Genomic DNA, 21,977 nt, shown 5'->3' with positions numbered 1-21,977 from the left:
TCGAACATGCGGCGCATCCGCGCATGAGGGCTCTGCGCTCCCCTTGCTCCGTTCGGCCTGCAGCGGCCCCGTCATTGGCCCAAACCCTCAGTTCCCGAGAATGGACTGGAGGATGTTGCCGATGAAATCGTCCACCCGGTTGCCGCGCGGCCGCTCCTCCCGCCGTTCCTCGGCCACCTGGGGCGGCGGCTCCGGGGCGGGCACGATCATGGGAAGCTGGCGGGCGGGCAGCCCCTCATGCACGCGAAGCATCACCTCGCGCCAGATGTCTGCGGGAAGCCCGCCGCCCGTCACACCTGAGAGCGGCCGGTTGTCGTCATAGCCCATCCAGACCCCGGCAACGTAATCCGCGGTGAAGCCGATGAACCAGGCATCCCGCGCGGCGGAGGTCGTGCCGGTCTTGCCGGCGGCCTCCCGCCCCGGCAGGCGGGCACGGGTGCCGGTGCCGCTCTCGATCACCTGGTTCATCATGTAGTTCAGCTCGCGCGACGCCTGCTCCGAGATCACCCGATTGCCGATCCCGCCCGTCTGCCCGATCAGCGGCGACGAATCGCCCCTGAGCGTGAGATCCACCAGGCCATAGGGTGTCACGTGGCTGCCGCCGTTCAGCAGGCCGGCATAGGCGCCCGTCATCTCCAGCAACGTGGATTCCGAGGTGCCGAGCGCCATGGCCGGACCGGCGGCGATGTCGGACCGGATGCCGAAGGCTTCCGCCGTGCGGCGTACATTGTCCCGCCCCATGCCTTCGGAGATTTTCACCGCCGGGATGTTGAGCGACAGTTTCAGCGCCTGGGTCAGCGTGACCCGCCCCTTGTATTCGCCCCGGGTATAGTTCTGCGGCGACCATGGGCCAGAGCCGGGAACATTGATCGTCAGTGGCTCGTCCACCACGTAGTCGTTGTAATGCGCTCCCTGATTGAGCGCGGTGGCATAGATGAACGGCTTGAAGGAGGAGCCGGTCTGGCGGAGCGCCTGCGTCGCCCGGTTGAACGCGCCGGAGACCTGGCTCCTGCGTCCGCCCACCATGGCCCGCACCGCCCCGTCCGCCGACATGACCACGATGGCGGCCTGCGCCGTGGAACCCTCTTTCACCTTGGTCTCGAATACGTCGGTCAGCGCCGATTCGGCCGCCCGTTGCAGCCGGGGATCGAGCGTGGTGCGGATGACCACGTCCTCCATGGTCTGTGTGGTGAGGAACGAGGGGCCGGATTCCATCACCCAGTCGGCGAAGTAGCCGCCCGCCTGCTGGGCGGCGCTGTCGGAGAGACGGGCTGGCTGCGCCTGCGCCTGCTGCGCCTGCTTGGCCGTCAGGTAGCCCTGCTCCGCCATCAGCCCGATGATGACATTCGCCCGTTCCTGGGAGCGGGACAGGTTGTTGGTCGGCGCGTAATAGGACGGCGCCTTCAGCAGCCCCGCCAGCATCGCCGCTTCCGCCGGAGTGACCTCGGCGGCGGATTTGCCGAAATACCGCTGGGCCGCGGCCTCGAAACCCCGTGTGCCCGCACCCAGATAGGCGCGGGAGATATAGATCGTGAGGATCTCGTCCTTGGTGTACTTGGCCTCCATGGCCATGGAGTAGGGGACTTCCTTGATCTTCCGCACGAGAGAGGAGACGCGGCAATCCGCCTCGTATTCCGCCTCGTTCTTCCATGCCTTCGGATCATAGGGCACGCCGAGGCAGAGCAGTTTCGCGACCTGTTGGGTGATGGTGGAGCCGCCATTGCCCTCGAAAGGTCCGCGGCCCGCACGCATGTTGATCGCCACGGCGGAGAGAATGCCACGAGGCGAGATCCCGAAGTGGCTGTAAAACCGTTTGTCCTCCGTGGCGATCACCGCATTGCGCAGGTTGGGCGAGATATGTTGGGCGCTGATCTCTCCACCGAAGGTTTCGCCCCGCCAGGCGAAGGGCCGGCCGTCCTTGTCGAGCATGGTCACGGAGCCGCGGTTGCGGCCGTCCAGCAGGGCGGTGACATCGGGAAGCTGGGAATAGAAATAGAAGATCGCCCCGCCCAGAATCAGGGCAGCAACCATGCCAAGGCGCCATGCAGCGCCCCAGACCACCCGCAGCGATAGCCTGAACAGGCCGGAAAACAGCGCCACGAAGAAGCCGATCACTGGAATGCGACGGAGGGCAGAGCCACCTGCGCCACGCCGCCGGTTGCTGACCTTCCGCTTTGCCTTGGCGGGGGATTTCGCGGGCGCAGCCTTGCGAGGCTGCGATTTACCGGCTGTCTTTCCGGAAGGGTATCGACGATCCGCCACCAGGGGAGGGCGGGTCCGGCCGTTGTTGCTCATCCTCAGCTCGCCTGTCGCCGTCCTCGCGCCTGAGCTGGATGCCTGAAGCGGGTCGGTCTGATGATTTGATGCCGCAGCATAGCGCAATTTAAGCGGAAGGGGAGAGCGGGACGATCACAGTCTGGTTTACAAAACGCCCTAATATTATGCGATGTGCCGAAAATGTACAAAAATCAGGCATATTGTCCTCGCGTGAATGACGCTTTTGTGAGCTAATGCCTTGTCAGAACGGGGGCTTATGCGCCTGCTATCGCCGTGGGCTCGCAAGAAGCCTCCCTTAACGGAAGGGTATGGACGTGAAACTCATCATCGCAGCAATCAAGCCGTTCAAGCTGGAGGAGGTGCGCGAAGCGCTCACGTCCATTGGCGTTCGCGGCATGATGGTGACCGAGATCAAGGGCTTCGGGTCGCAATCGGGTCATACCGAGATCTACCGGGGCGCCGAATATGCCGTGAACTTCGTTCCGAAGATCAAGCTGGAGATCGTCGTAAGCGACGTGCTGGCCGATCAGGTGGTCGAGACAATTCAGAGAACCGCGCGAACCGACAAGATCGGCGACGGCAAGATCTTCGTTCTCGACGTGGCCCAGGCTGTCCGGGTGCGGACGGGCGAAATCAACGACGACGCGCTGTAACGCGGACGGGACAGAAAGGTATTCGCAAATGAAATCGAGGAATATTTTCTGGGGGGGGGCGGCGACCGCGCTGACGGCGCTCGCACCGGCCCTCGCCTGGGCGCAGGATGCCACGACACCCGCCGTGGAGACGGTGGTGGAGGCAGTCGGGCCGACGATGGACAAGGGCGACGTGGCGTGGATGCTCGTTTCGACCGTGCTCGTGCTCTTCATGATCCTGCCGGGTCTCGCGCTGTTCTACGGCGGTCTCGTCCGCACGAAGAACATGCTCTCCGTGCTCATGCAGTGTACGCTCATTACCGCGATGGTGATCGTGGTCTGGGTCGTTTACGGCTATTCCATGGCCTTTGGCGGCTCCACCAGCCCCTACTGGGGCGGTCTGGCCAAGATGTTCCTGTCCGGCGTGACCATGGACAGCATGGCCGCGACCTTCTCGGATGACTACGTGATCCCGGAATATGTGTTCATCTGTTTCCAGATGACTTTCGCCTGCATCACGCCCGCGCTGATCGTCGGTTCCTTCGCCGAGCGGATCAAGTTCTCCGCCCTCATGCTCTTCATCCTGCTGTGGGTCACGGTCGTCTACTTCCCGATCGCGCATATGGTCTGGGATTCGGCGGGCATGATCTACAACTGGGGCGCGCTCGACTTCGCGGGCGGCACGGTCGTCCACATCAACGCCGGTATCGCGGCGCTCGTCGGGGCGCTGGTGATCGGTCCCCGTATCGGCTACGGCAAGGACATGATGGCGCCGCATTCGATGACGCTCACCATGGTCGGCGCTTCCATTCTGTGGGTTGGCTGGTTCGGTTTCAACGCCGGTTCCAACCTCGAGGCGAACGGCGGCGCAGCGCTGGCTATGATCAACACCTTCACGGCAACGGCAGGCGCGATTCTTGCCTGGTGCATCGTCGAAGGGCTGGCCCGCGGCAAGGCCTCCATGCTCGGCGCGGCTTCCGGTCTGGTGGCGGGTCTTGTTGCCGTTACCCCGGCGGCAGGCATCATCGGCCCGATCGGCGCCATCGTCCTCGGCGCGATCGCTTCGGTGGTCTGTTACTTCTTCGTCGCGGTCATCAAGATCAAGTTCGGCTACGACGACAGCCTTGACGTGTTCGGCATCCACGGCGTGGGCGGCATCGTCGGCGCCATCGGCACCGGCATCTTCGCCTCCACCTCGCTCGGCGGTATCGGCTATGCGGAAGGCGTGACGATGGGGGCGCAGGTCTGGGTGCAGATCAAGGCGGTTCTCGTGACGATCGTGTGGTGTGGTGTGGCGTCCTTCATCCTGTTCAAGATCGTGGACATGATCGTCGGCCTTCGCGTCACCGCGGACTCGGAGCGTCAGGGTCTCGACCTGACCTCGCACGGCGAAAGCGCCTACCACTACTGATCGGCGTCTGCCGCGAAAACATGCAGATGGGCGGGGGAAACCTCGCCCGTTCGGCTTTCGGGCCATAGGGCGCAGGCGGCCCTTGCCAAGCCCCTTGCCAGAGACACCCGCCTCGGGCTAGAGCGGGCCTGTCAGGATCGGGAGAACCGGTGAAATCCCGGTGCCGAAGGAGCAACCGCCCCGGTAAACTCTCAGGCGAACGGACCGTTCTGGCAAAAGACTCTGGAGAGAGGCGCGACAGCGTCCGCCGAAGGGATAACGATCTCAGGCGCAAAGGACAGAGGGGGCACCTACGAGCGGGGGTAATCCGTTCCAGGGTGCCGGGTCTTGCCGGCGAGACGGGGAGACTAAGATGGCCGGGCTGAAGCAAACGGTCCTTCATGATCTGCATCTGCGCCTCGGCGCGAAGATGGTGCCCTTCGCGGGGTACGACATGCCCGTGCAGTATCCTGCCGGCGTGATGAAGGAACATCTCCATACGCGGGACGCCGCGGGTCTGTTCGATGTCAGTCACATGGGGCAGGTGATCCTCCGCGGTGACGGCGCGGCGGAAGCGCTGGAGACGCTGGTTCCGGTCGATATCCTCGGGCTGAAGGAAGGGCGGCAGCGCTATGCGCTCTTCACCAATGACGATGGCGGCATTCTGGACGACCTAATGGTGGCGAACCGTGGCGACCATCTGTTCGTCGTGGTGAACGCCGCCTGCAAGGACGACGATATCGCCCATATGCAGCGCACCATCGGCACCCGCGTCACGGTGGAACCGCTGACACACCGCGCGCTGCTTGCCCTGCAGGGGCCGCAAGCGGAGGCCGCGCTGGCCCGGCTGGTTCCCGGCGTGGCGGACATGCGCTTCATGGATGTCGCCACCCATGCGTGGGACGGGGCCGATCTGTGGATCTCGCGCTCCGGCTATACCGGCGAGGACGGGTTCGAGATCTCCGTGCCGGAGTCCAAGGCCCTGGCGCTGGCAGAGGCGCTCCTTGCCATGGAGGAGGTCCTGCCCATCGGCCTTGGCGCGCGGGACAGCCTGCGGCTGGAGGCGGGCCTGTGCCTTTATGGCCATGACATCGATACCACCACGACGCCCGTCGAGGGCGCGCTGGAATGGGCGATGCAGAAGGTGCGCCGCACGGGGGGCGCCCGCGCGGGCGGATTCCCCGGCGCATCGCGTATTCTGGAAGAGCTGGAAACCGGCGCCGCCCGGCGGCGTGTCGGCCTGCTGCCGGAGGGGCGCGCCCCCATGCGGGAGGGCACACCCCTTTATGCCGCCGAAACGGGCGGTGATCCCGTGGGAGAAGTCACGTCGGGCGGTTTCGGGCCGAGTATCGCGCGCCCGATGTCGATGGGCTATCTTCCCATGGAACTCTCCGCCTCCGGCACGACTGTCTGGGGCGAGGTGCGGGGCCGCCGGATGGCCGCCATCGTCACCGACCTGCCTTTCCGTCCCGCCACTTACAAACGCTAGCGAGGGAAAATGAGCGTCGCCAACGGAACGATCCGGTTTACGGAAGAACATGAATGGCTCCGCGTCGAGGGTGACCTCGTCGTGGTTGGAATCACGGACTATGCCGCCGAGCAGCTGGGCGACGTGGTCTTCGTGGAACTGCCGGAGCCGGGCACCATGGTCGCCCAGAGCGACGAAGTCGTGGTGATCGAGAGCGTCAAGGCCGCCTCCGACATCCTCGCCCCTGTGGAGGGCGAGATCGTGGAGGTGAATACCGTGCTCTCCGAAAACCCCGCCCTCGTCAACGACGACGCGCAGGGGGCGGCGTGGTTCTTCAAGATGAAGCTCGATTCGATCGACCTGATCGAAGACTTCATGGACGAGGACGCCTACAAGGACTTCATCTCGTGACCGTCCTGCGGATCGTGCCGAACTTGCCTTCGGCCGATCCGCAGCGCCTCGCCGCCTTCTATGAGGCGGTGTTCGGTCTTCGTCCGGTGATGGATCACGGTTTCATCGTCACGCTTGCCGGGGACGCGTCCACCACCCAGATGAGCCTCGCCTCCGAGGGCGGCAGCGGTACCCCGCTCCCCGCCCTCTCCATCGAGGTCGATGATCTCGACAGTGTGCTGGAGCGTGCAACCTCGCACGGTGCAGCCATCGAATACGGTCCCATGGAAGAGCCATGGGGCGTCCGCCGCGTCTTTCTTCGCGATCCGGCGGGCAATCTCGTCAACGTTCTGAGCCATGCCTGACGCCCGGGAGTGGGAGCCATGACCTACAAGCGCACCGATTACGACCCCTACGACTTTGCCAACCGCCGCCATATCGGCCCGTCGCCCGCCGAGATGGAGGAGATGCTGGCTGCTGTCGGTGTCGCGTCGCTGGACGACCTGATCGACCAGACGATCCCCGCCTCCATCCGACAGTCGGAGCCGCTCGACTGGGCGCCGCTGGCGGAGCACAAGCTGCTCCAGAAGCTCACCGATGTCGCCGCGAAGAACAGGGTGATGGTCAGCCTGATCGGGCAGGGCTACTACGGCACGGTGACGCCGCCCGCGATCCAGCGGAACATTCTTGAAAACCCCGCGTGGTATACCGCCTATACCCCCTACCAGCCGGAGATCGCGCAGGGCCGGCTGGAGGCATTGCTGAATTTCCAGACGATGGTGTCGGATCTGACCGGGCTGCCGGTGGCCAATGCCTCGCTGCTCGACGAAGCGACCGCGGCCGCCGAAGCCATGACCATGGCCCAGCGGAGCGCGAAGTCCAAGGCAAAGGGCTTTTTCGTCGATGAGAACCTGCACCCGCAGACCCTCGCGGTCATCGAGACGCGGGCCGCGCCCCTTGGTATCGAGATCGTCAGGGGCGCACCGGAAACGCTGGACCCGGCATCGGTGTTCGGGGCGATCTTCCAGTATCCCGGCACCCATGGCGACGTGCGGGATTTCACCGACCTCATCGCCGCGCTGCATGAGGCAAAGGCGCTGGCCGTGGTGGCGACGGATCTGCTTGCGCTCACCATGCTGAAAGAGCCGGGCGCGATGGGCGCAGATATCGCCGTGGGCTCTGCCCAGCGGTTCGGCGTTCCGATGGGTTATGGCGGTCCGCACGCCGCCTTCATGTCCTGCCGGGACGAGTTCAAGCGCAACATGCCGGGCCGGATCGTCGGGGTCTCCGTCGATGCACGCGGCAACCGAGCCTATCGGCTCGCACTTCAGACGCGCGAGCAGCATATCCGGCGGGAGAAGGCCACGTCGAACGTCTGCACGGCGCAGGCGCTGCTGGCGGTGATGGCGTCCTTCTACGCCGTGTTCCACGGGCCGAAGGGTCTGCGCGCCATTGCCGAGCGCATCCACTTCCGCACCGTGCGGTTGGCTGCGGCGCTGAAGGCGGCGGGGCTTCCCGTGCGGCCGGAGGCGTTCTTCGATACGATCACCGTCGAGGTCGGCGTAGGGCAGGCCGGGATCCTGGCTGCTGCCGTGCAGCAGGGGATCAACCTGCGCAAGGTGGGCACCGACCGCGTCGGCATCTCCATGGACGAAATCGCCGATGAGGAGGTGCTGGGCCGTCTGCTGAAAGCCTTCGGCATCGAGGGCGACGCGCCCGAGGCAGCCGGCATCGGCTTCCCCGACGCGCTGATCCGGCAGTCCGAATATCTCACCCACCCAGTGTTCCAGATGAACCGGGCGGAATCCGAGATGATGCGCTACATGCGCCGCCTGTCGGACCGTGACCTGGCGCTGGACCGGGCGATGATCCCGCTCGGCTCCTGCACGATGAAGCTGAACGCGGCGGCAGAGATGATGCCGATCACCTGGCCGGCCTTCAACACGCTGCATCCCTTTGCGCCGATCGATCAGGCACAGGGCTATGCGGAGGTGGTGAAGGATCTGTCCGAGAAGCTCTGCACGATCACCGGCTATGATGCCTTCTCCATGCAGCCCAATTCCGGCGCGCAGGGGGAATATGCGGGGCTTCTTACCATCGCTGCCTATCACCGGTCCCGGGGGGAGGGGCATCGCAACATCTGCCTGATCCCGGTCTCCGCCCATGGCACCAACCCGGCCTCGGCACAGATGGTTGGCATGAAGGTCGTGCCTGTGAAGGCAATGCCGGACGGCGACATCGACGTGGAGGATTTCCGGGCAAAGGCCGCAGCCGCAGGCGGAAATCTCGCCGCTGTCATGATCACCTATCCTTCTACCCATGGTGTGTTCGAGGAGACGGTGCGCGAGATCTGCGCCATCACCCATGAGCACGGCGGGCAGGTCTATATCGACGGCGCCAACATGAACGCCATGGTGGGCCTCGTGAAGCCGGGTGAGATCGGCGGCGACGTGAGCCACCTGAACCTGCACAAGACCTTTGCCATCCCGCATGGCGGCGGTGGCCCGGGTATGGGGCCGATCGGCGTCAAGGCGCATCTCGCGCCCTTCCTGCCTACCGATCCGCAGACGGGGGAGGAGGGGGCGGTCTCTGCCGCGCCCTTCGGTTCCGCCTCCATCCTGCTCATCTCCTGGGCCTACTGCCTGCTGATGGGCGGGGCGGGGCTGACGCAGGCGACACGTGTGGCGATCCTGAACGCCAACTACATCGCTGCGCGGCTGAAGGGGGCTTATGAGGTTCTGTACAAAGGGCGCGCGGGCCGGGTAGCGCATGAGTGCATCCTCGACACCCGCCCGTTTGCGGAAGCAGGCGTGACGGTGGACGATATCGCCAAGCGGCTGATCGACAACGGCTTCCACGCGCCCACGATGTCGTTCCCGGTGCCCGGAACACTCATGGTGGAACCGACCGAATCGGAAACGCAGGCGGAGCTGGACCGGTTCATCGCCGCTCTGCTGGCCATCCGTGAGGAGATCGCCGCCGTGGAGCGGGGAGAGCTTCTCGCCGCGGAAAGCCCCCTCCGCTTCGCGCCCCATACGGTGAATGATCTCGTGGCCGAATGGGACCGGAAATACCCGCGGGAACAGGGCTGTTTCCCGCCCGGCTCCTTCCGCGAGGACAAGTACTGGCCGCCCGTCGGGCGAGTGGACAACGTCTGGGGGGACCGCAACCTGATCTGCATCTGCCCGCCTATGGAGGCCTATGCCGAAGCGGCTGAATGACGGAGCCGGACTTTGACGGCCAGTTTGTAGGAGTCGGGCTGGCGGGGGCATCGAACCCCCGCCAGCCCGGCTGCCACGAGCCTCAACCGGGAGCCGAAAATCCGCAGCCCTCGCTTGACACGCTGGCTCACATGGTTCAAAAGCCCACCACGGTGAGGGGCAGTAGCTCAGTTGGGAGAGCGCGTCGTTCGCAATGACGAGGTCAGGGGTTCGATCCCCCTCTGCTCCACCAGTTTCCCAGATATTGTGAATAGTATCCATGGGCTGGACGCATGGCGTCTCTGCCCTGCTCGCCGATTCTGACCAGTTTCCTGATGGATCCGCGGATTGTTTGTTTCTGCTTCCCGGATGAGCCTGCGAGAACACGCATGTGGTTTAAGGGGTCGCCACCGTGCAACCTGATATCGCTTGCCGGAAAAGCCTGGGCACTGGACTTGACCGGTCAGCAACCAGCAAAAGCCCTCAACCGCCCCCGCGCGATCTGCCACCGCTCCGGGCGGCACCTTTGGGGGGCATGCGATTGCCTCGCATGACTTAGACCCCGGACGGTCTTTCTGTTCCCTATCAGTTATCTTTGACAGTCTCGGGCAGGCCGTCTGCCGGGTGACCTTACCCAGAAGCTCACACAAGTGGCCGCGGAGAATGCCGTCCTCAGCTCTGTCTCGCGCGGGGCTCTCACCGCATGTCATGTGCGTCCTGAGGTCCAGCGGCATTTTTCTAGAACGGCATGTTCGCGCGCAGCGTTGAAAGTGCCGCGCGCGAGGGGAAGATCAATCCGCGGCAAGGCGTTGGAGATAGGCGCCGTAGGCATTCTTGGAGAAGCGTTTCGCCTGCGCAAGCAGCTGATCGCGGGTGATCCAGCCGGCGGCATAGGCGATCTCCTCGGGACAGCCGCTTTGCAGACCCTGCCGCTCCTCCAGCGTCCGGACATAGTTCCCCGCGTCCAGAAGGCTTGCATGCGTTCCGGTATCGAGCCAGGCGAAGCCGCGGCCCATGAGTTCCACCGACAGCAGGTCATCGGCGAGATAGCTTTCCAGAAGCGTCGTGATTTCAAGCTCGCCACGCTCCGAGGGTTTGACATCCCGCGCCCGCGCGGAGGCGGTGCCGTCGAGGAAGTAGAGCCCGGTAACAGCATAGGAGGAGGGCGGAACCTTCGGCTTCTCGATGATTTGGGTCACGCGACCGCCCTCGCCAAAACCGACGACTCCATAACGTTCGGGGTCGGCGACGCGGTAACCGAAGACGGTGCCGCCCTTCGCCTTCTCATCGGCAGACTTGAGCAACTCCTGCAGGCCCGCGCCGTGAAAGATGTTGTCGCCCAGCACCATGGCCGAAGGTGCCCCGTTCAGGAACGCCTCCGCCAGCAGATAGGCTTGCGCCAGGCCATCGGGGGAGGGCTGGACGATCCACTCAAGGCTTATGCCCCATTGCGATCCGTCGCCCAGAAGCCGCTGAAACTGGGCCTGATCATCCGGCGTGGTGATGATCGCGATCTCCCGGATCCCGGCCAGCATCAGGCAGGTGAGCGGATAGTAGATCATCGGCTTGTCGTAGACCGGCATGAGCTGCTTTGAAACCCCGATGGTGATCGGGTAGAGCCGCGTGCCGGAGCCGCCTGCCAGAACGATGCCCTTACGTGCCGTCATCTCAGGTCTCCAGTTGCTTGAGTACAGCCGCCAGCCCCTGCCGCCAGTCGGGCCGCGGGATGCCGAAACCGGCTGTGAGGGAGGAACAGTCGAGCCGCGAATTGGCCGGCCGGCGCGCCGGCGTCGGATAGGCGGAAGTGGGGATGTCCGCCACCTCCACCGTCAGGCCGGCCTGGGAGAAGATCTCACGCGCGAAGTCGGCCCAGCTGACATCCGGCGCGCCGGAGAAGTGATAAGTGCCGCTCTTACCCGGATCGGCGATCAGTCCGCGGGCCATGATGATCAGCGTATCGGCGATGTCGGCGGCAGATGTCGGCCCGCCGATCTGGTCGGCCACCACGGTCAGCCGCTCCCGCTCGCGCCCCAGACGCAGCATGGTCTTGACGAAATTCGCCCCATGCGCCGAGAAAACCCATGAGGTCCGCAGAATTGCATGGGTGCCGCCAGCGGCGCGGACGCCGTCTTCCCCCTCAAGCTTCGTGCGTCCATAGACGCCAAGCGGGCCTGTCGGGTCATCGGGCTTCCAAGCCGCCGTGCCGTCCCCAGCAAAGACATAATCGGTCGAGACATGCAGAAACGGCAGTCCTCGCTCGGCTGCGGCGCGGGCCATGGCGGCGGGAGCGGCGGCATTGACGAGCCGGGCTGTCTCCTCCTCCGACTCGGCCTTGTCCACGGCGGTATAGGCGGCGGCATTGATGACGGCATCGGCCTCAGACTCCTGGATCGCGCGGGCGGCGCTCTCCGGGTCGGTGAGGTCTACCGTCTCGCGGGGCAGGGCGGTGATCTCCAGAGCGCTGTCGGCGCGGGCCTGCAACTCCGTCGCCAGTTGGCCGCTCCTGCCGATGACCAGAAGCTTCACGCCTTGGTCCCCAGCCGCTGACCGACACCTGCGCGGTCCTGCAGAGCCTGCCACCATGGCTTGTTGTCGAGATACCACTGCACAGTCTTCTCCAGCCCCTGTTCCAGCGTGACGGAAGGACGCCAGCCCAGCTCTTCGCGGATGCGGGAGGGGTCGATCGCATAGCGCAGGTCATGGCCGGGACGGTCGCTCACAAAGGTGATGAGCTGCTCGTGCGGGGCACCTGCGGGATGCTTCTCGTCGAGAATGCGGCAGATCATGCGGACGAGGTCTATGTTCTTGGCCTCATTCTCGCCACCGATATTGTAGCTGCGCCCGACTTCACCTTTCTGCACCACCAGAAGCAGCGCATCGGCATGATCTTCCACGAAGAGCCAGTCGCGGACATTCTCCCCCTTGCCGTAGACCGGGATCGGTTCGCCGGCCAAGGCCTTCAGAATGACGACCGGGATCAGCTTCTCCGGGAAGTGGAAAGGCCCGTAATTGTTGGAGCAGTTCGTCATCACCACGGGCAGGCCGTAGGTCTCGTGCCAGGCCCGGACCAGATGGTCGGACCCCGCCTTCGACGCGGAATAGGGACTGTTCGGGGCATAGGGCGTGTCTTCGGTGAACTTTCCGGTGTCCCCCAAAGTGCCAAAAACCTCATCCGTGGAGATGTGGTGGAAGCGGAATGTCTCGGGCCGCCCCTTGTTCGTCCAGTGAGCGCGCGCGGCTTCCAGCATGTTGAACGTGCCGGTGACGTTGGTTTCGATAAAGTCCTTGGGGCCGTCGATGGAACGGTCCACATGGCTTTCGGCTGCGAGGTGCATCACCGCATCCGGGTCATGCGCGGCGAAGATCCGGTCGAGGGCCTCCCGGTCGCGGATGTCGGCCTGCTCGAAGGCATAGAGGTCGGACCCGGACACACTGGCCACGTTGTCCAGACAGGCGGCATAGGTCAGCGCGTCGACATTGACGACCTCATGGCCCTGTGCCACGGCGCGTCGCACTACGGCCGATCCGATGAAGCCGGCCCCGCCGGTCACCAAAATCTTCATCGATCTCACTCCGTGTAGGGGAACGGGCTGTCGAAATCGGCAAAGGCGGGCGCGGCCGCATCCTTGGCCGAAAGCACGGCGTCATCCGGGGATATTCCCCAGTCGATGCCGATATCGGAATCGTCGAACCGAACGGCGCCGTCACAATCGGGCGCGTAATAGTCCGAGCATTTGTAGAACACGAGCGTGTCCGGCTCCCGCGTGACGAAACCATGCAGGAAGCCTGCGGGGATCAGCAGCTGACGACCATCCTCGGCCGAAAGCTCCACCCCCACCCACTTCCCGTAATGCGGCGAACCCTTGCGGGCGTCCACCGCAACGTCAAGGATCCGGCCCTGGAGCACACGGACCAGTTTCGCCTGCGCATGGGGCGGACGCTGGAAGTGCAGGCCGCGGATGGTGCCGACCTGGCGTGAGAGGGACTGATTGTCCTGCACGAAGGGCGTGGAAATCCCCAGCTCGGACAGGGCCTTGAGGTTATATGTCTCGGAAAAATAACCGCGGTCGTCGCCAAATCGCTTGGGTGTGATGATTACGACCCCGGGGAGGGCCGTCTCCTCGATCTGCATCCCTGCTCCGTTCCTTTTCACGCCTCCCCGCCTCATGCCTAGCAAGTCGCGGCGGGTCTGTCACCGGCCAAGACGAGCCAGAACAGGCCAACCTCATGCCTCGACAGTGGGAGCCGTCGGTCAAAATCGCATGAAAAAGGGCAAACGCCGAAGCGTCTGCCCTCTCCCGCTTAAGTTTGCACGAAAGCTCAGTTCGTGGTGGTCGCGGTGCCGCGGCGGCTGTCGCTGCTGTCGTCGGCGATCAGGGCAACGACGGCAACGGCGGCTGCGATCGCAGCGATAGTGCCGGCGCCACCCATGCTGCCGGTTTCACCAACGACGACGACGGGCTCCGGCTCCGGGATCGGGGCGGCGACAGAGCCGGCGAAGCTCGCAACGGTGCTGGACAGGAGGATCGCCCCGGCCGCAAGCGCGGAAACAGTCGATTTCATCATTTTCTACCCCTTGGGTCGGCTAGCGTGTTATTCACAGTCAGAAGATAGCATGGCCGATGGATTTTCCAAACGCAATCAATCCTTGAGCTGACGGAGCTCTAGCCATCCCAGGTAGGGGGAGACCCACTGCCGAGAGCCGCGGATAGTGCCGGAATCGTCAATCCAGTAAGCGTTTTCGAAGGAAATCTCTTCGCTCCTGCAGCGTTCGATGATGTGGCGGGTGGCAAAACTCCGCTCTGCCACGACGAAATTCTCCCGCCCGATGTTGCTAAGATCACACAGGAAAGAGCGCCCGTAGGACTGGTTGTCGCCGTCAATGTAGAACATCTGACGCTGGTGCCGACCTGTTCCGGCGGAAATGACGGCGCGGGATGGCACCTCTGCGGACATCAGGTCTGCTCCGGCGAGGCCCCGAGTCGCAACGAGCACGCCCCCCCTGAAGGAGAGTGTCGACCCGTCGCCGGACACATAGGTATCCACTCCCGCATTCCGCCCGGCGAGCGCGAGGAGCGCGTTGCCACCTGTCCGCTCCACATGGGCGGAGATGAGGGGCGTTTTCTGTTGGGCGAGCATCGCCTGCGTGACCTGGGGCATGGCTGTGGGCTGCGGCCGGTCATCCGTACCCATGACCACATCGCGAAGCAGGGTGCGCGAATCCTGCAGATCACCGCAGCCCGCAAGCGTCATGAGCGCAAGCCCCGTAGTGGCGACGAGCGCCTTTCGCATCAGCGCCATACCTTGCCCCATTGCTGTTCGAGCCGCTCCTCATGCATGCCGCGCACCGTGTCATAAAGCCGGCCGGTTACGCCGAGGCGCGCTCCGCCATCGCGGTTGATCGGGCGGATGGCGGTGGAATAGGCTTGCTGCGTCGGCTGGCCGAGCATCCAGGAAATCGGAATGGTAAGGGTGATACCCTTGTCAAACGATCCCTCGCCGAAATCCTCTGACGAGACGTTGGTGAAGGTGGCAAAGGCACCGACGCGCCAGCCGTTCGCGAACTCCCTCTCCAGCGTCAGCGTCGTGCCCCAGTCGCCCGCCAGATAGCGGCCCACGTCGATTTCCGCGCGGTAGCCGCTGCCGATATCGTAGTAGGCCGAGACATGGCCGGTCACGACATCATAGTCCTGAAACCCGAAGTAACCGTCGAAGTCGCGCTGCTTGACCCAGTTTAGCTCCGCGCCGAAAGCCAGACGGCTCCCCACGGGCGCCCAGAGCGCCTCTGTCGAGATGCCGCCGAACATCTGCTCCAGATAGCCGAAGGTGACACGGGTGTAGATCTCTTCTGCCGGATGGCGGTACCAGGCCACCTGCAAACGCTCGATACGCGGGTCGCCGTATTTGTCGTACTCCGCCTGATCGGAGCGCACATGGGGCAGGCGCGAGTTCGACTCACGCTTCACGCTGTCCAGATTGCCGATGATCCGCTTGGACACGGCTCCCGAGAACGTCAGCCCGGGCAGAAGGTCGTATTCCGCCGCCAGCAATGCGTTCAGATCGGCCCGCACCGGCTGATCGGGGTCGAACCAGCTGAACAGCGCATTCGGGCCAAGCGACCAGCGGAATTTCGGATACAGCCCCTCACCCCAGACAGTGCCTTCCGCCACGGAATCGGTCGTCTCACCGATCGTGGTATGCGCCAGGAGGCGGTTCGATCCGTCGGGGGCGTTTTCCAGCGCCTCGATATCGCTCCGCTTGAAGGTGACGCGAGCGGCGGGAAGGCCGCGGCTGACGGGTTCGATTTCGAACGTCTCGACCGAGGCCGGAAGGGTCCGGGTCATCGCGCGGGCGGCGCGACCGATGGCCTGCGGCTCCTGATCGAACCTGTTGTTCCGCAGCCGGAGCCGCGCCGTCTCCGCCGTGACGGAGAGCGCCTCGACATGCATTCCGTCCGCTGCCAGAACCGTCTCCAGCCGATCCCTCAGCGTGACCGCAGCCTCCGGGTTCTGCGCCCATTCACGGCTCCAGGCATCCGGGCGGGAGACCGGATCGGGACGCGCCACCACGGGTAGCGGGGCGGGTTCGGTGGTGTTGCGGTTCGGGGGGTTCTTCGGATTGAGAGCAAGCTGAAAGGTCAGGCCGAACTCGCTGCCATACATGTAGTAGGCGCCCAGCCGGATGCTCTCGCTCGCCTGATATTCTGCGCCGAAGTTCCAGTCGGACTTACGGTCGAAGACGTCGCTCTGCTCCGATTCGAGCACATAGGCGTCGGAGGAATACTCCGCCTTGAAGCCCAACTTGTCGTTTGCCTGCCACTCAACCCCCGCGAAGGGCGACATCGGTCCGCGGAACCAGCGATCCGGTTCGAACTTGCCGCCGGTGCCACTGAAGCCGCCGGGGCGGTCGCCGAAGGGGGAACCCAGGTCATGCCCGGTGCCTAGCCGCCCCCAGCCGAGACCGCCGGTGACCTTGAGGCCGGGCACGACGGTCTTGGTCAGGGCGACATATTCACCCGAGAACACCCCCGTTCCCGCGAGATCCTGAAGCCCGATGGTCAGCGAGGGCCAGTAGCCCTGTTCCCTCAGGGGCGTCAGCCGCAGATCGAAGCTCCGATCGTAGAACGTGTCGTAGCCCGCGTAATTGAAATCCCGCGTTTCGCTATACCGGAAGGAAGCGCCCAGCCACGGCAGGAACTGAAAGCTCAGCGTGCCCCGCGTGATGCCGGAGAAATGCCCGATGCCAAGCGTGAACTCCCCATCCGGCATGGCCTCGCCCGTGGGCATGTCGATCAGGCCGGCGACACCGTTCATATTCATCGTGGGAGACGGGGTCAGCGCGGGCGAGGGCAAGAGCGTCTCGGCCGAAAGCGGCGCGGCCGCTGCGCAGAGCGCGAGGACAGAGGCCATGGCGCACCCGGTGCGCCTGTCTCGTCTGAAGGGTGGTGTCATCGGTCCCCGGCGTGTTATTGCGGTGTGCCCGCCTGCTCTTTGATTGCGGCAAGGCTAGCCGCAGTCACCGCCAGTCACAATAGCGGGACGGACGAAAGCCGGGGCAGGTGGCAACTCGGTGCCGTTCCGGGACAGACATCACAGGCGGAAGTCGTCGGTCGCGCGGATCAATTCCGCCGCGATGCCCGGTTCGGAGAGTGCATGGCCCGCCAGGGGGATCATCCGCAACTGCGCCCGTGGCAGCCGTTCCGCCAGACGCCATGCGGAGACGGGGGGACAAACCATGTCGTGCCGACCCTGCACGATCCGCGTCGGGATATGGGCGATCTCCGCCGCTCGGGCGACGATCTGATCGTCCTGCTCCAGAAAACCGCGATGGGTGAAATAGTGGTTCTCCAGCCGGGAGAACGCGCGGACATAGTCTGCCGGTCCATCGCCCATCACCGGCGGGTGGTCGATGCTTGCCAAGGCATTCTCCCAGCCCGCCCAGAGCCGGCCATAGGCTATTTCCTCCTGCAGGTTTCCACTGAACAGGCGCCGGTGGTAGGCGGCGATCAGGTCATCCCGCTCCCGCTCCGGGACCGCGTTGGCGAAGCGCTGCCACAAGTCAGGGAAGAACCGCCCCGCCCCGCCGCCGTAGAACCAGTCCAGCTCCGCCTGCGTCATCAGAAACACGCCGCGCAGCACCAGCGCACTCACCCGCTCGGGGTGTGCTTCCGCATAGAGGAGAGCGAGCGTCGCGCCCCAGCTTCCGCCGAAAGCCATCCAGACGTCGATTCCCAGTGCTTTCCGTATCCGCTCGATATCGCCGATCAGATGCTGCGTGGTATTCGCCTCCACGCTGGCATAAGGGCGCGAGCGTCCGCAGCCCCGCTGATCGAACAGCACGATGCGATAGACCTGGGGATCGAAGAAGCGGCGCATCATGGGGCTGCACCCGCCGCCGGGGCCGCCGTGAAGCACGATCACGGGCTGTCCTTCAGGGTTTCCGCATTGCTCCATATAAACGACATGGCCGTCGCCCATTTCGATCATGCGCTGGTCGAACGGGTCGGTCGGAGGGTAAAGCGTCGCCGGGGGGCGTTTCGGGGATGCGGTCCTGTCCATGAGGATACTATATAACGGTCAGGCCGGCGCTGCCTATTCCGATTGCGCGAAAGGACAGGGGATGACGATGGAGACCACAGTCGATGCCGCCGAAGTCGCCAAGTTCGAGGCGATGGCGGCGGAATGGTGGGATCCTGAGGGGAAGTTCAAACCGCTTCACGGCATGAACCCCTGCCGACTCGACTATATCTGCGCCCAGATCGCGGCGGAGTTTGGACGCGACAGGAATGGGGCGCGCCCTTTTGCAGGGTTGAGGCTGTTGGACATCGGCTGCGGCGGCGGGCTTCTGTCTGAGCCGATGGCGCGGCTCGGCGCCGATGTGGTCGGGGCCGATGCCGCCGCGGGCAATATTCCGGTCGCACGGGTGCATGCCGTGCAGCAAGGGCTCCAGATCGACTATCGTCACACCACGGCAGAAGCGCTCGCCGAAGCTGGGGAGCGTTTCGACGTGGTCCTCAATATGGAGGTGATCGAACATGTCGCCGATCCCCTTGCCTATCTGACCGCCTGCCATGATCTTCTCAAGCCTGGCGGGCTGATGATATGCTCAACATTGAACCGCACGGCGAAGAGCTTCGCCCTCGCCATCGTGGGGGCAGAATGGGTTCTCCGGTGGTTACCCAAGGGCACGCATGACTGGCGCAAGTTCATCACACCAGAGGAGCTTGGCGCCCTGATCGAAGCCGCAGGACTGACCCAGGTGGATCGCAAGGGCATGGTCTTCGATCCCCTGCGCCAGAGGTGGTCGCTTTCCCCGAAAGATCTCTCTGTGAACTACGTCACAGCCAGCACGCGCGCCCTCTGACAGAGCCGGTGCAACAGGTGATCGGCGCCCGTCGGTTGCCGGCGCGCAGTCACGGGATGCCTGCGCCCGGATGGCCGCCGTTGTACAGGAGTGAACATAGGACAAGGTCCCGGGCACGCACGGATTGACCAATGACTGTCGCCGCGAGTGGCCGGTTTCACGCGCAACTCAACTAAGAAACCGACAGAACCCGCCAGTTACAGGAGCGACTCAGGCTACAAGTGGTATTGTTGATCTTTTGCAACTATAGCGCCTGACCGGAACCTTGTCTTCTGTCCCCCAACCGTCAGGCGGCGCGTTTTCCGGTGTCCACCGGTCTTCCGGTAAAGGTCTTGTCGCCCACGCGAACGACGACCTTACCGTTCTCGAGCCTTTTTATGAACATTCCCTGCACGGAAATGCAGCTTCCGATGGTGATGGTACGCAGCATGGCTTTCTCCTCCCAAAGCAAGACCATTGCGGTCCGTTAAGGATATCTCATGAAGGGCTTTAAATCATCCCGCAAGATCAACTCCCGCGAATGTGTTGATTCTATGCCGCAACCACCTAAAGGATGAGTTAACGGAGCGCCGAATCACGAAGAAATTCAAAGCCAGTCGCGCAGGATCGGGATCAGCGGAATGTCCGCCGGCGGCATGGGGTATTCGCGGAGCGCACCGGCCCGCACCCATTTCAGCACCTGCCCTTCGCGCGCCTCGGGAGTGCCGCGCCAGCGGCGACAGGCGAAAAGCGGCATGAGCAGGTGGAAATCGGGATAGGAATGGCTGGCGAAGGTGAGCGGCGCAAGGCAGCTCTCCTCCGTGTCGATGCCAAGCTCCTCATGCAGTTCGCGGATGAGGGCCGCTTCCGGGGTTTCTCCCGGCTCCACCTTGCCGCCGGGAAATTCCCATAGCCCTGCGAGAGACTTGCCGGGCGGGCGCTGCGCCAGCAGCACGCGCCCGTCGCTGTCCACCAGCGCGACGGCCGAGACGAGAACGAGCTTCACGAGCGATAGTCGGCGTTGATGTCGATATATCCGTGGGTAAGATCGCAGGTCCAGACCGTTGCCTTGCCACGGCCAAGCCCCAGATCGACGGAAATCGTCAGCTCCTGATTCTTCATGTAGGCCGATGCAGCGTCTTCGCTGTAGCCCTCCGCACGAAGACCTTTTTCCGCCAGAAGCAAATCTCCGAATCGGATGGCGAGCCGATCGCGATCCGCTTCCGCCCCCGACTTGCCCACCGCCATGACGATCCGGCCCCAGTTCGCATCCTCACCGGCCACTGCGGTCTTGACGAGCGGCGAATTGGCGATCGCGAGCGCCACCTTGCGCGCATCCGCGTCATTGGCGGCACGGGTTACGCGGACTTCGACGAATTTCGTCGCCCCCTCACCGTCGCGGACCACCTGTTTGGCCAGGTCGAGCATCACACCCTGCAGCGCCTTCTGGAAGGCACGGGATGTCTTGCTGCGCATGTCCCGGATTTCGGCGGCGCTGCTTTGCCCCGTGGCCGCGACGATCAGCGCGTCGGAGGTGGAGGTGTCGCTGTCCACGGTGATACTGTTGAACGTGCCGTCGACCTGGGCGCTCACCATACGTTGCAGCGTGGCGGCAGGTATTTTCGCATCAGTGAAGATATAGACAAGCATCGTCGCCATGTCGGGCGCGATCATCCCGGAACCCTTGGCGATGCCGGCGATATGGATGGTGCCGCCTTCCCCTTCCACCTCGGCCATCGCGCCCTTGGGGAAAGTGTCGGTGGTCATGATGGCACGGGCGGCATCGGCGATACCGTCCGCCGACAGCGCGCTCTTCAGATCGTCAAGCGCGGCGGTGATCCGGTCATGCGGCAGCGGCTCGCCGATCACTCCCGTGGAGGAGGAGAAGACGCGGGACGCAGGGAGATCCAGCGCCGTGGCAACCCCGCCTGTCACGCTGTCCACCGCGTCCTGACCGCTCCGGCCGGTGAAGGCATTGGCATTGCCGGAGTTCACGATGATCGCGGCCCCGGCCTCCTGCGCGATGGGGCCGGCGAGCTTTGCCTGACAATCCAGCACCGAAGCCGCGCGGGTGGAGGATTTGGTGAAGGCTCCGGCGATGGACGTGCCGGGGGCCAGCCGGACCAGCATCACGTCGGTCCGGCCCTTGTAGCGCACACCGGCCTCTGTGACGGCAAATTCCGCGCCCGCGATGACAGGCAGCGCGGGAAAGGCCGCAGGCGCGAGGGGAGAGACGGGGAGCTTTTTCTTCTTCGCGGTGGAAACGGCGTCCTCGACCCGCTCCACCGCCTCGCCAACCGCCGTTTCCAGCTTCTTCTTCAGCTTGGCGACCTTGCCTTCGGCCTTTTTCGCCTTGGCCTTCCAGTCCTTCGCCATTCCCGTCTCCTCGCGCCGCTGGGTTGTTACTCGTTCAGCAATGTCTGATTGCGAAGCACGGACGGGTCAATCCCTTCGGTGCGCTCGATCTTGGCCGATTCGGTGGCTTTCGCGAGTTCCGCCTGAACGGCGGCCTGCTGGAGCTGCGTCTCGATCTGCGGGCGAACCTCATCCAGCGTCGGAACCGCGGCGTCGCGCACTTCTTCCAGCTTGATGACATGCCAGCCGAACTGGGTCTGGATCGGCTGGGACACCTGTCCGGGTTGCAGCCCGGCCACGGCCTCTTCGAACTCCGGCACCATCATGCCGGCACCGAACCAGCCCAGATCGCCGCCATTGGTCTTGCCGCTGGGATCCTGGGTCTTTTCATTGGCGACCGTGGCAAAATCACCGCGGTCCGCGATGGCCTTCTCCACGGCCTTCGCCTCATCCTCTGTGGGAACGAGGATATGGCGCGCGTGATATTCCTTGCCCGGCTCCACCTTCGCGTATTGCTCGTCATAGGCGGCTTTGACCGCATCTTCCGTCACTGCGGTTGCGGCGACGCGCTCAAGCGCCGTTCCGGCAAGGAAAGCCCGCTCCGTCGCGCCGAGGCCGATCTCTTCGCGCTTGGTGAGCTTGCCCTCAACACTGTCGGCCAGAACCGTCTGCTGCACGAGCTGTTCGATCAGCCCGTTCATCAGCACGTCATCGGGAAGCTGCTGGTACTGCGCAGGCAGGCCCTCCTTCACCACAAGCAGATCGCCCATCGTGATATTCTTGCCGTTCACCGTCGCAACGACGGTCTCGGCAGTCACATCTGCGGCAGCGGCAGGGAGCGCCAGTGCCAGCGTTACCGCCGCGCTCATGCAGAACTTGGCCATTTTCGACATGTCGGATGCTTTCCTCGCAGAAGCCGCGAT

General features: G+C 64.2%; 20 protein-coding genes, 1 tRNA gene and 2 riboswitches. Of the genes, 8 read left to right on the top strand and 13 right to left on the bottom strand.

Annotation, left to right across the window (positions count from 1 at the left end; all coding sequences use genetic code 11):
* Window positions 1-87: 87 nt before the first annotated feature.
* Window positions 88-2,295: a transglycosylase domain-containing protein gene (locus tag CN97_RS07845; protein WP_035709388.1), complete on the bottom strand. Its 2,208-nt coding sequence runs from the start codon at window positions 2,293-2,295 to the stop codon at window positions 88-90.
* A 296-nt stretch (window positions 2,296-2,591) separates the two neighbouring features.
* On the opposite strand from CN97_RS07845, the gene CN97_RS07840 reads away from it, so the two are divergent.
* The 7 genes from CN97_RS07840 to CN97_RS07810 all read left to right on the top strand — a co-directional run bounded on the left by CN97_RS07840 (window position 2,592) and on the right by CN97_RS07810 (window position 9,610).
* Window positions 2,592-2,930 (top strand): P-II family nitrogen regulator, encoded by a 339-nt coding sequence (locus CN97_RS07840; RefSeq protein ID WP_035709620.1) that lies wholly within the window; start codon window positions 2,592-2,594, stop codon window positions 2,928-2,930.
* A gap of 28 nt (window positions 2,931-2,958) precedes the next feature.
* Window positions 2,959-4,320: an ammonium transporter gene (locus CN97_RS07835; RefSeq protein ID WP_035709386.1), complete on the top strand. Its 1,362-nt coding sequence runs from the start codon at window positions 2,959-2,961 to the stop codon at window positions 4,318-4,320.
* Window positions 4,321-4,448: 128 nt separating this feature from the next.
* Window positions 4,449-4,537: riboswitch (glycine riboswitch) on the top strand.
* Between the two features lie 3 nt (window positions 4,538-4,540).
* Window positions 4,541-4,603, top strand: a riboswitch (glycine riboswitch).
* Window positions 4,604-4,672: 69 nt separating this feature from the next.
* Window positions 4,673-5,788 carry a glycine cleavage system aminomethyltransferase GcvT gene (gene gcvT / locus CN97_RS07830; RefSeq protein WP_035709384.1) on the top strand — a complete coding sequence of 372 codons (1,116 nt, stop codon included), beginning with the start codon at window positions 4,673-4,675 and terminating at the stop codon, window positions 5,786-5,788.
* 30 nt (window positions 5,789-5,818) lie between these two features.
* Window positions 5,819-6,178, top strand: coding sequence for a glycine cleavage system protein GcvH (gene gcvH, locus CN97_RS07825; protein WP_035709617.1), 360 nt, complete (start codon window positions 5,819-5,821; stop codon window positions 6,176-6,178).
* Entirely contained in the window at window positions 6,175-6,522 is a 348-nt protein-coding gene (locus CN97_RS07820; RefSeq protein ID WP_035709381.1) for a VOC family protein, read from the top strand. Before gcvH ends, CN97_RS07820 begins: the two co-directional genes overlap by 4 nt.
* Before the next feature lie 18 nt (window positions 6,523-6,540).
* Complete coding sequence (gene gcvP, locus CN97_RS07815; RefSeq protein WP_035709378.1) at window positions 6,541-9,378, top strand: aminomethyl-transferring glycine dehydrogenase; 2,838 nt, start codon at window positions 6,541-6,543, stop codon at window positions 9,376-9,378.
* A 156-nt stretch (window positions 9,379-9,534) separates the two neighbouring features.
* Window positions 9,535-9,610 (top strand) — tRNA-Ala (locus tag CN97_RS07810).
* Between the two features lie 538 nt (window positions 9,611-10,148).
* Here CN97_RS07810 and rfbA read toward each other — a convergent pair.
* The 8 genes from rfbA to pip form a co-directional block, all read right to left on the bottom strand.
* A complete protein-coding gene (gene rfbA / locus CN97_RS07805) occupies window positions 10,149-11,024 on the bottom strand; it encodes a glucose-1-phosphate thymidylyltransferase RfbA (protein WP_035709374.1) in 876 nt (291 codons plus the stop codon).
* A 1-nt stretch (window position 11,025) separates the two neighbouring features.
* Complete coding sequence (gene rfbD / locus CN97_RS07800) at window positions 11,026-11,883, bottom strand: dTDP-4-dehydrorhamnose reductase (protein WP_035709370.1); 858 nt, start codon at window positions 11,881-11,883, stop codon at window positions 11,026-11,028.
* Complete coding sequence (gene rfbB, locus CN97_RS07795; RefSeq protein WP_035709367.1) at window positions 11,880-12,920, bottom strand: dTDP-glucose 4,6-dehydratase; 1,041 nt, start codon at window positions 12,918-12,920, stop codon at window positions 11,880-11,882. The genes rfbD and rfbB overlap by 4 nt, the downstream gene beginning before the upstream one ends.
* Window positions 12,921-12,925: 5 nt before the next feature.
* Window positions 12,926-13,489 (bottom strand): dTDP-4-dehydrorhamnose 3,5-epimerase, encoded by a 564-nt coding sequence (gene rfbC / locus CN97_RS07790; protein WP_035709364.1) that lies wholly within the window; start codon window positions 13,487-13,489, stop codon window positions 12,926-12,928.
* A 188-nt stretch (window positions 13,490-13,677) separates the two neighbouring features.
* Window positions 13,678-13,923: a hypothetical protein gene (locus tag CN97_RS07785; protein ID WP_242685192.1), complete on the bottom strand. Its 246-nt coding sequence runs from the start codon at window positions 13,921-13,923 to the stop codon at window positions 13,678-13,680.
* 75 nt (window positions 13,924-13,998) lie between these two features.
* Entirely contained in the window at window positions 13,999-14,658 is a 660-nt protein-coding gene (locus CN97_RS07780; protein ID WP_051911050.1) for a YjbF family lipoprotein, read from the bottom strand.
* Entirely contained in the window at window positions 14,649-16,766 is a 2,118-nt protein-coding gene (locus CN97_RS07775) for a YjbH domain-containing protein (RefSeq protein WP_088217220.1), read from the bottom strand. Before CN97_RS07775 ends, CN97_RS07780 begins: the two co-directional genes overlap by 10 nt.
* Window positions 16,767-16,946: 180 nt before the next feature.
* Window positions 16,947-17,915: a prolyl aminopeptidase gene (gene pip / locus CN97_RS07770; protein WP_035709354.1), complete on the bottom strand. Its 969-nt coding sequence runs from the start codon at window positions 17,913-17,915 to the stop codon at window positions 16,947-16,949.
* A 61-nt stretch (window positions 17,916-17,976) separates the two neighbouring features.
* Here pip and ubiG point away from each other — a divergent pair, with 61 nt between their 5' ends.
* Window positions 17,977-18,720, top strand: a complete 744-nt coding sequence (gene ubiG / locus CN97_RS07765) for a bifunctional 2-polyprenyl-6-hydroxyphenol methylase/3-demethylubiquinol 3-O-methyltransferase UbiG (RefSeq protein ID WP_035709351.1) — start codon at window positions 17,977-17,979, stop codon at window positions 18,718-18,720.
* 286 nt (window positions 18,721-19,006) lie between these two features.
* Here ubiG and CN97_RS20900 read toward each other — a convergent pair whose 3' ends face one another.
* The 4 genes from CN97_RS20900 to CN97_RS07745 form a co-directional block, all read right to left on the bottom strand.
* Window positions 19,007-19,150, bottom strand: coding sequence for a hypothetical protein (locus CN97_RS20900; RefSeq protein ID WP_035709347.1), 144 nt, complete (start codon window positions 19,148-19,150; stop codon window positions 19,007-19,009).
* A gap of 156 nt (window positions 19,151-19,306) precedes the next feature.
* Window positions 19,307-19,705 (bottom strand): 8-oxo-dGTP diphosphatase MutT, encoded by a 399-nt coding sequence (mutT, locus tag CN97_RS07755; protein ID WP_035709345.1) that lies wholly within the window; start codon window positions 19,703-19,705, stop codon window positions 19,307-19,309.
* On the bottom strand, window positions 19,702-21,075 hold the full coding sequence (gene argJ / locus CN97_RS07750; RefSeq protein ID WP_035709342.1) for a bifunctional glutamate N-acetyltransferase/amino-acid acetyltransferase ArgJ: 1,374 nt from the start codon (window positions 21,073-21,075) through the stop codon (window positions 19,702-19,704). Before argJ ends, mutT begins: the two co-directional genes overlap by 4 nt.
* A 26-nt stretch (window positions 21,076-21,101) precedes the next feature.
* The gene (locus CN97_RS07745) at window positions 21,102-21,947 is read right to left on the bottom strand and encodes a peptidylprolyl isomerase (protein ID WP_035709338.1); all 846 of its coding nucleotides are present in this window, start codon (window positions 21,945-21,947) and stop codon (window positions 21,102-21,104) included.
* Window positions 21,948-21,977: the final 30 nt, after the last annotated feature.

It is taken from the genome of Haematobacter massiliensis (genome assembly GCF_000740795.1).
Taxonomy (GTDB): Bacteria; Pseudomonadota; Alphaproteobacteria; order Rhodobacterales; family Rhodobacteraceae; genus Haematobacter; species Haematobacter massiliensis.
This window is presented reverse-complemented; position numbering and strand designations above follow the sequence as displayed.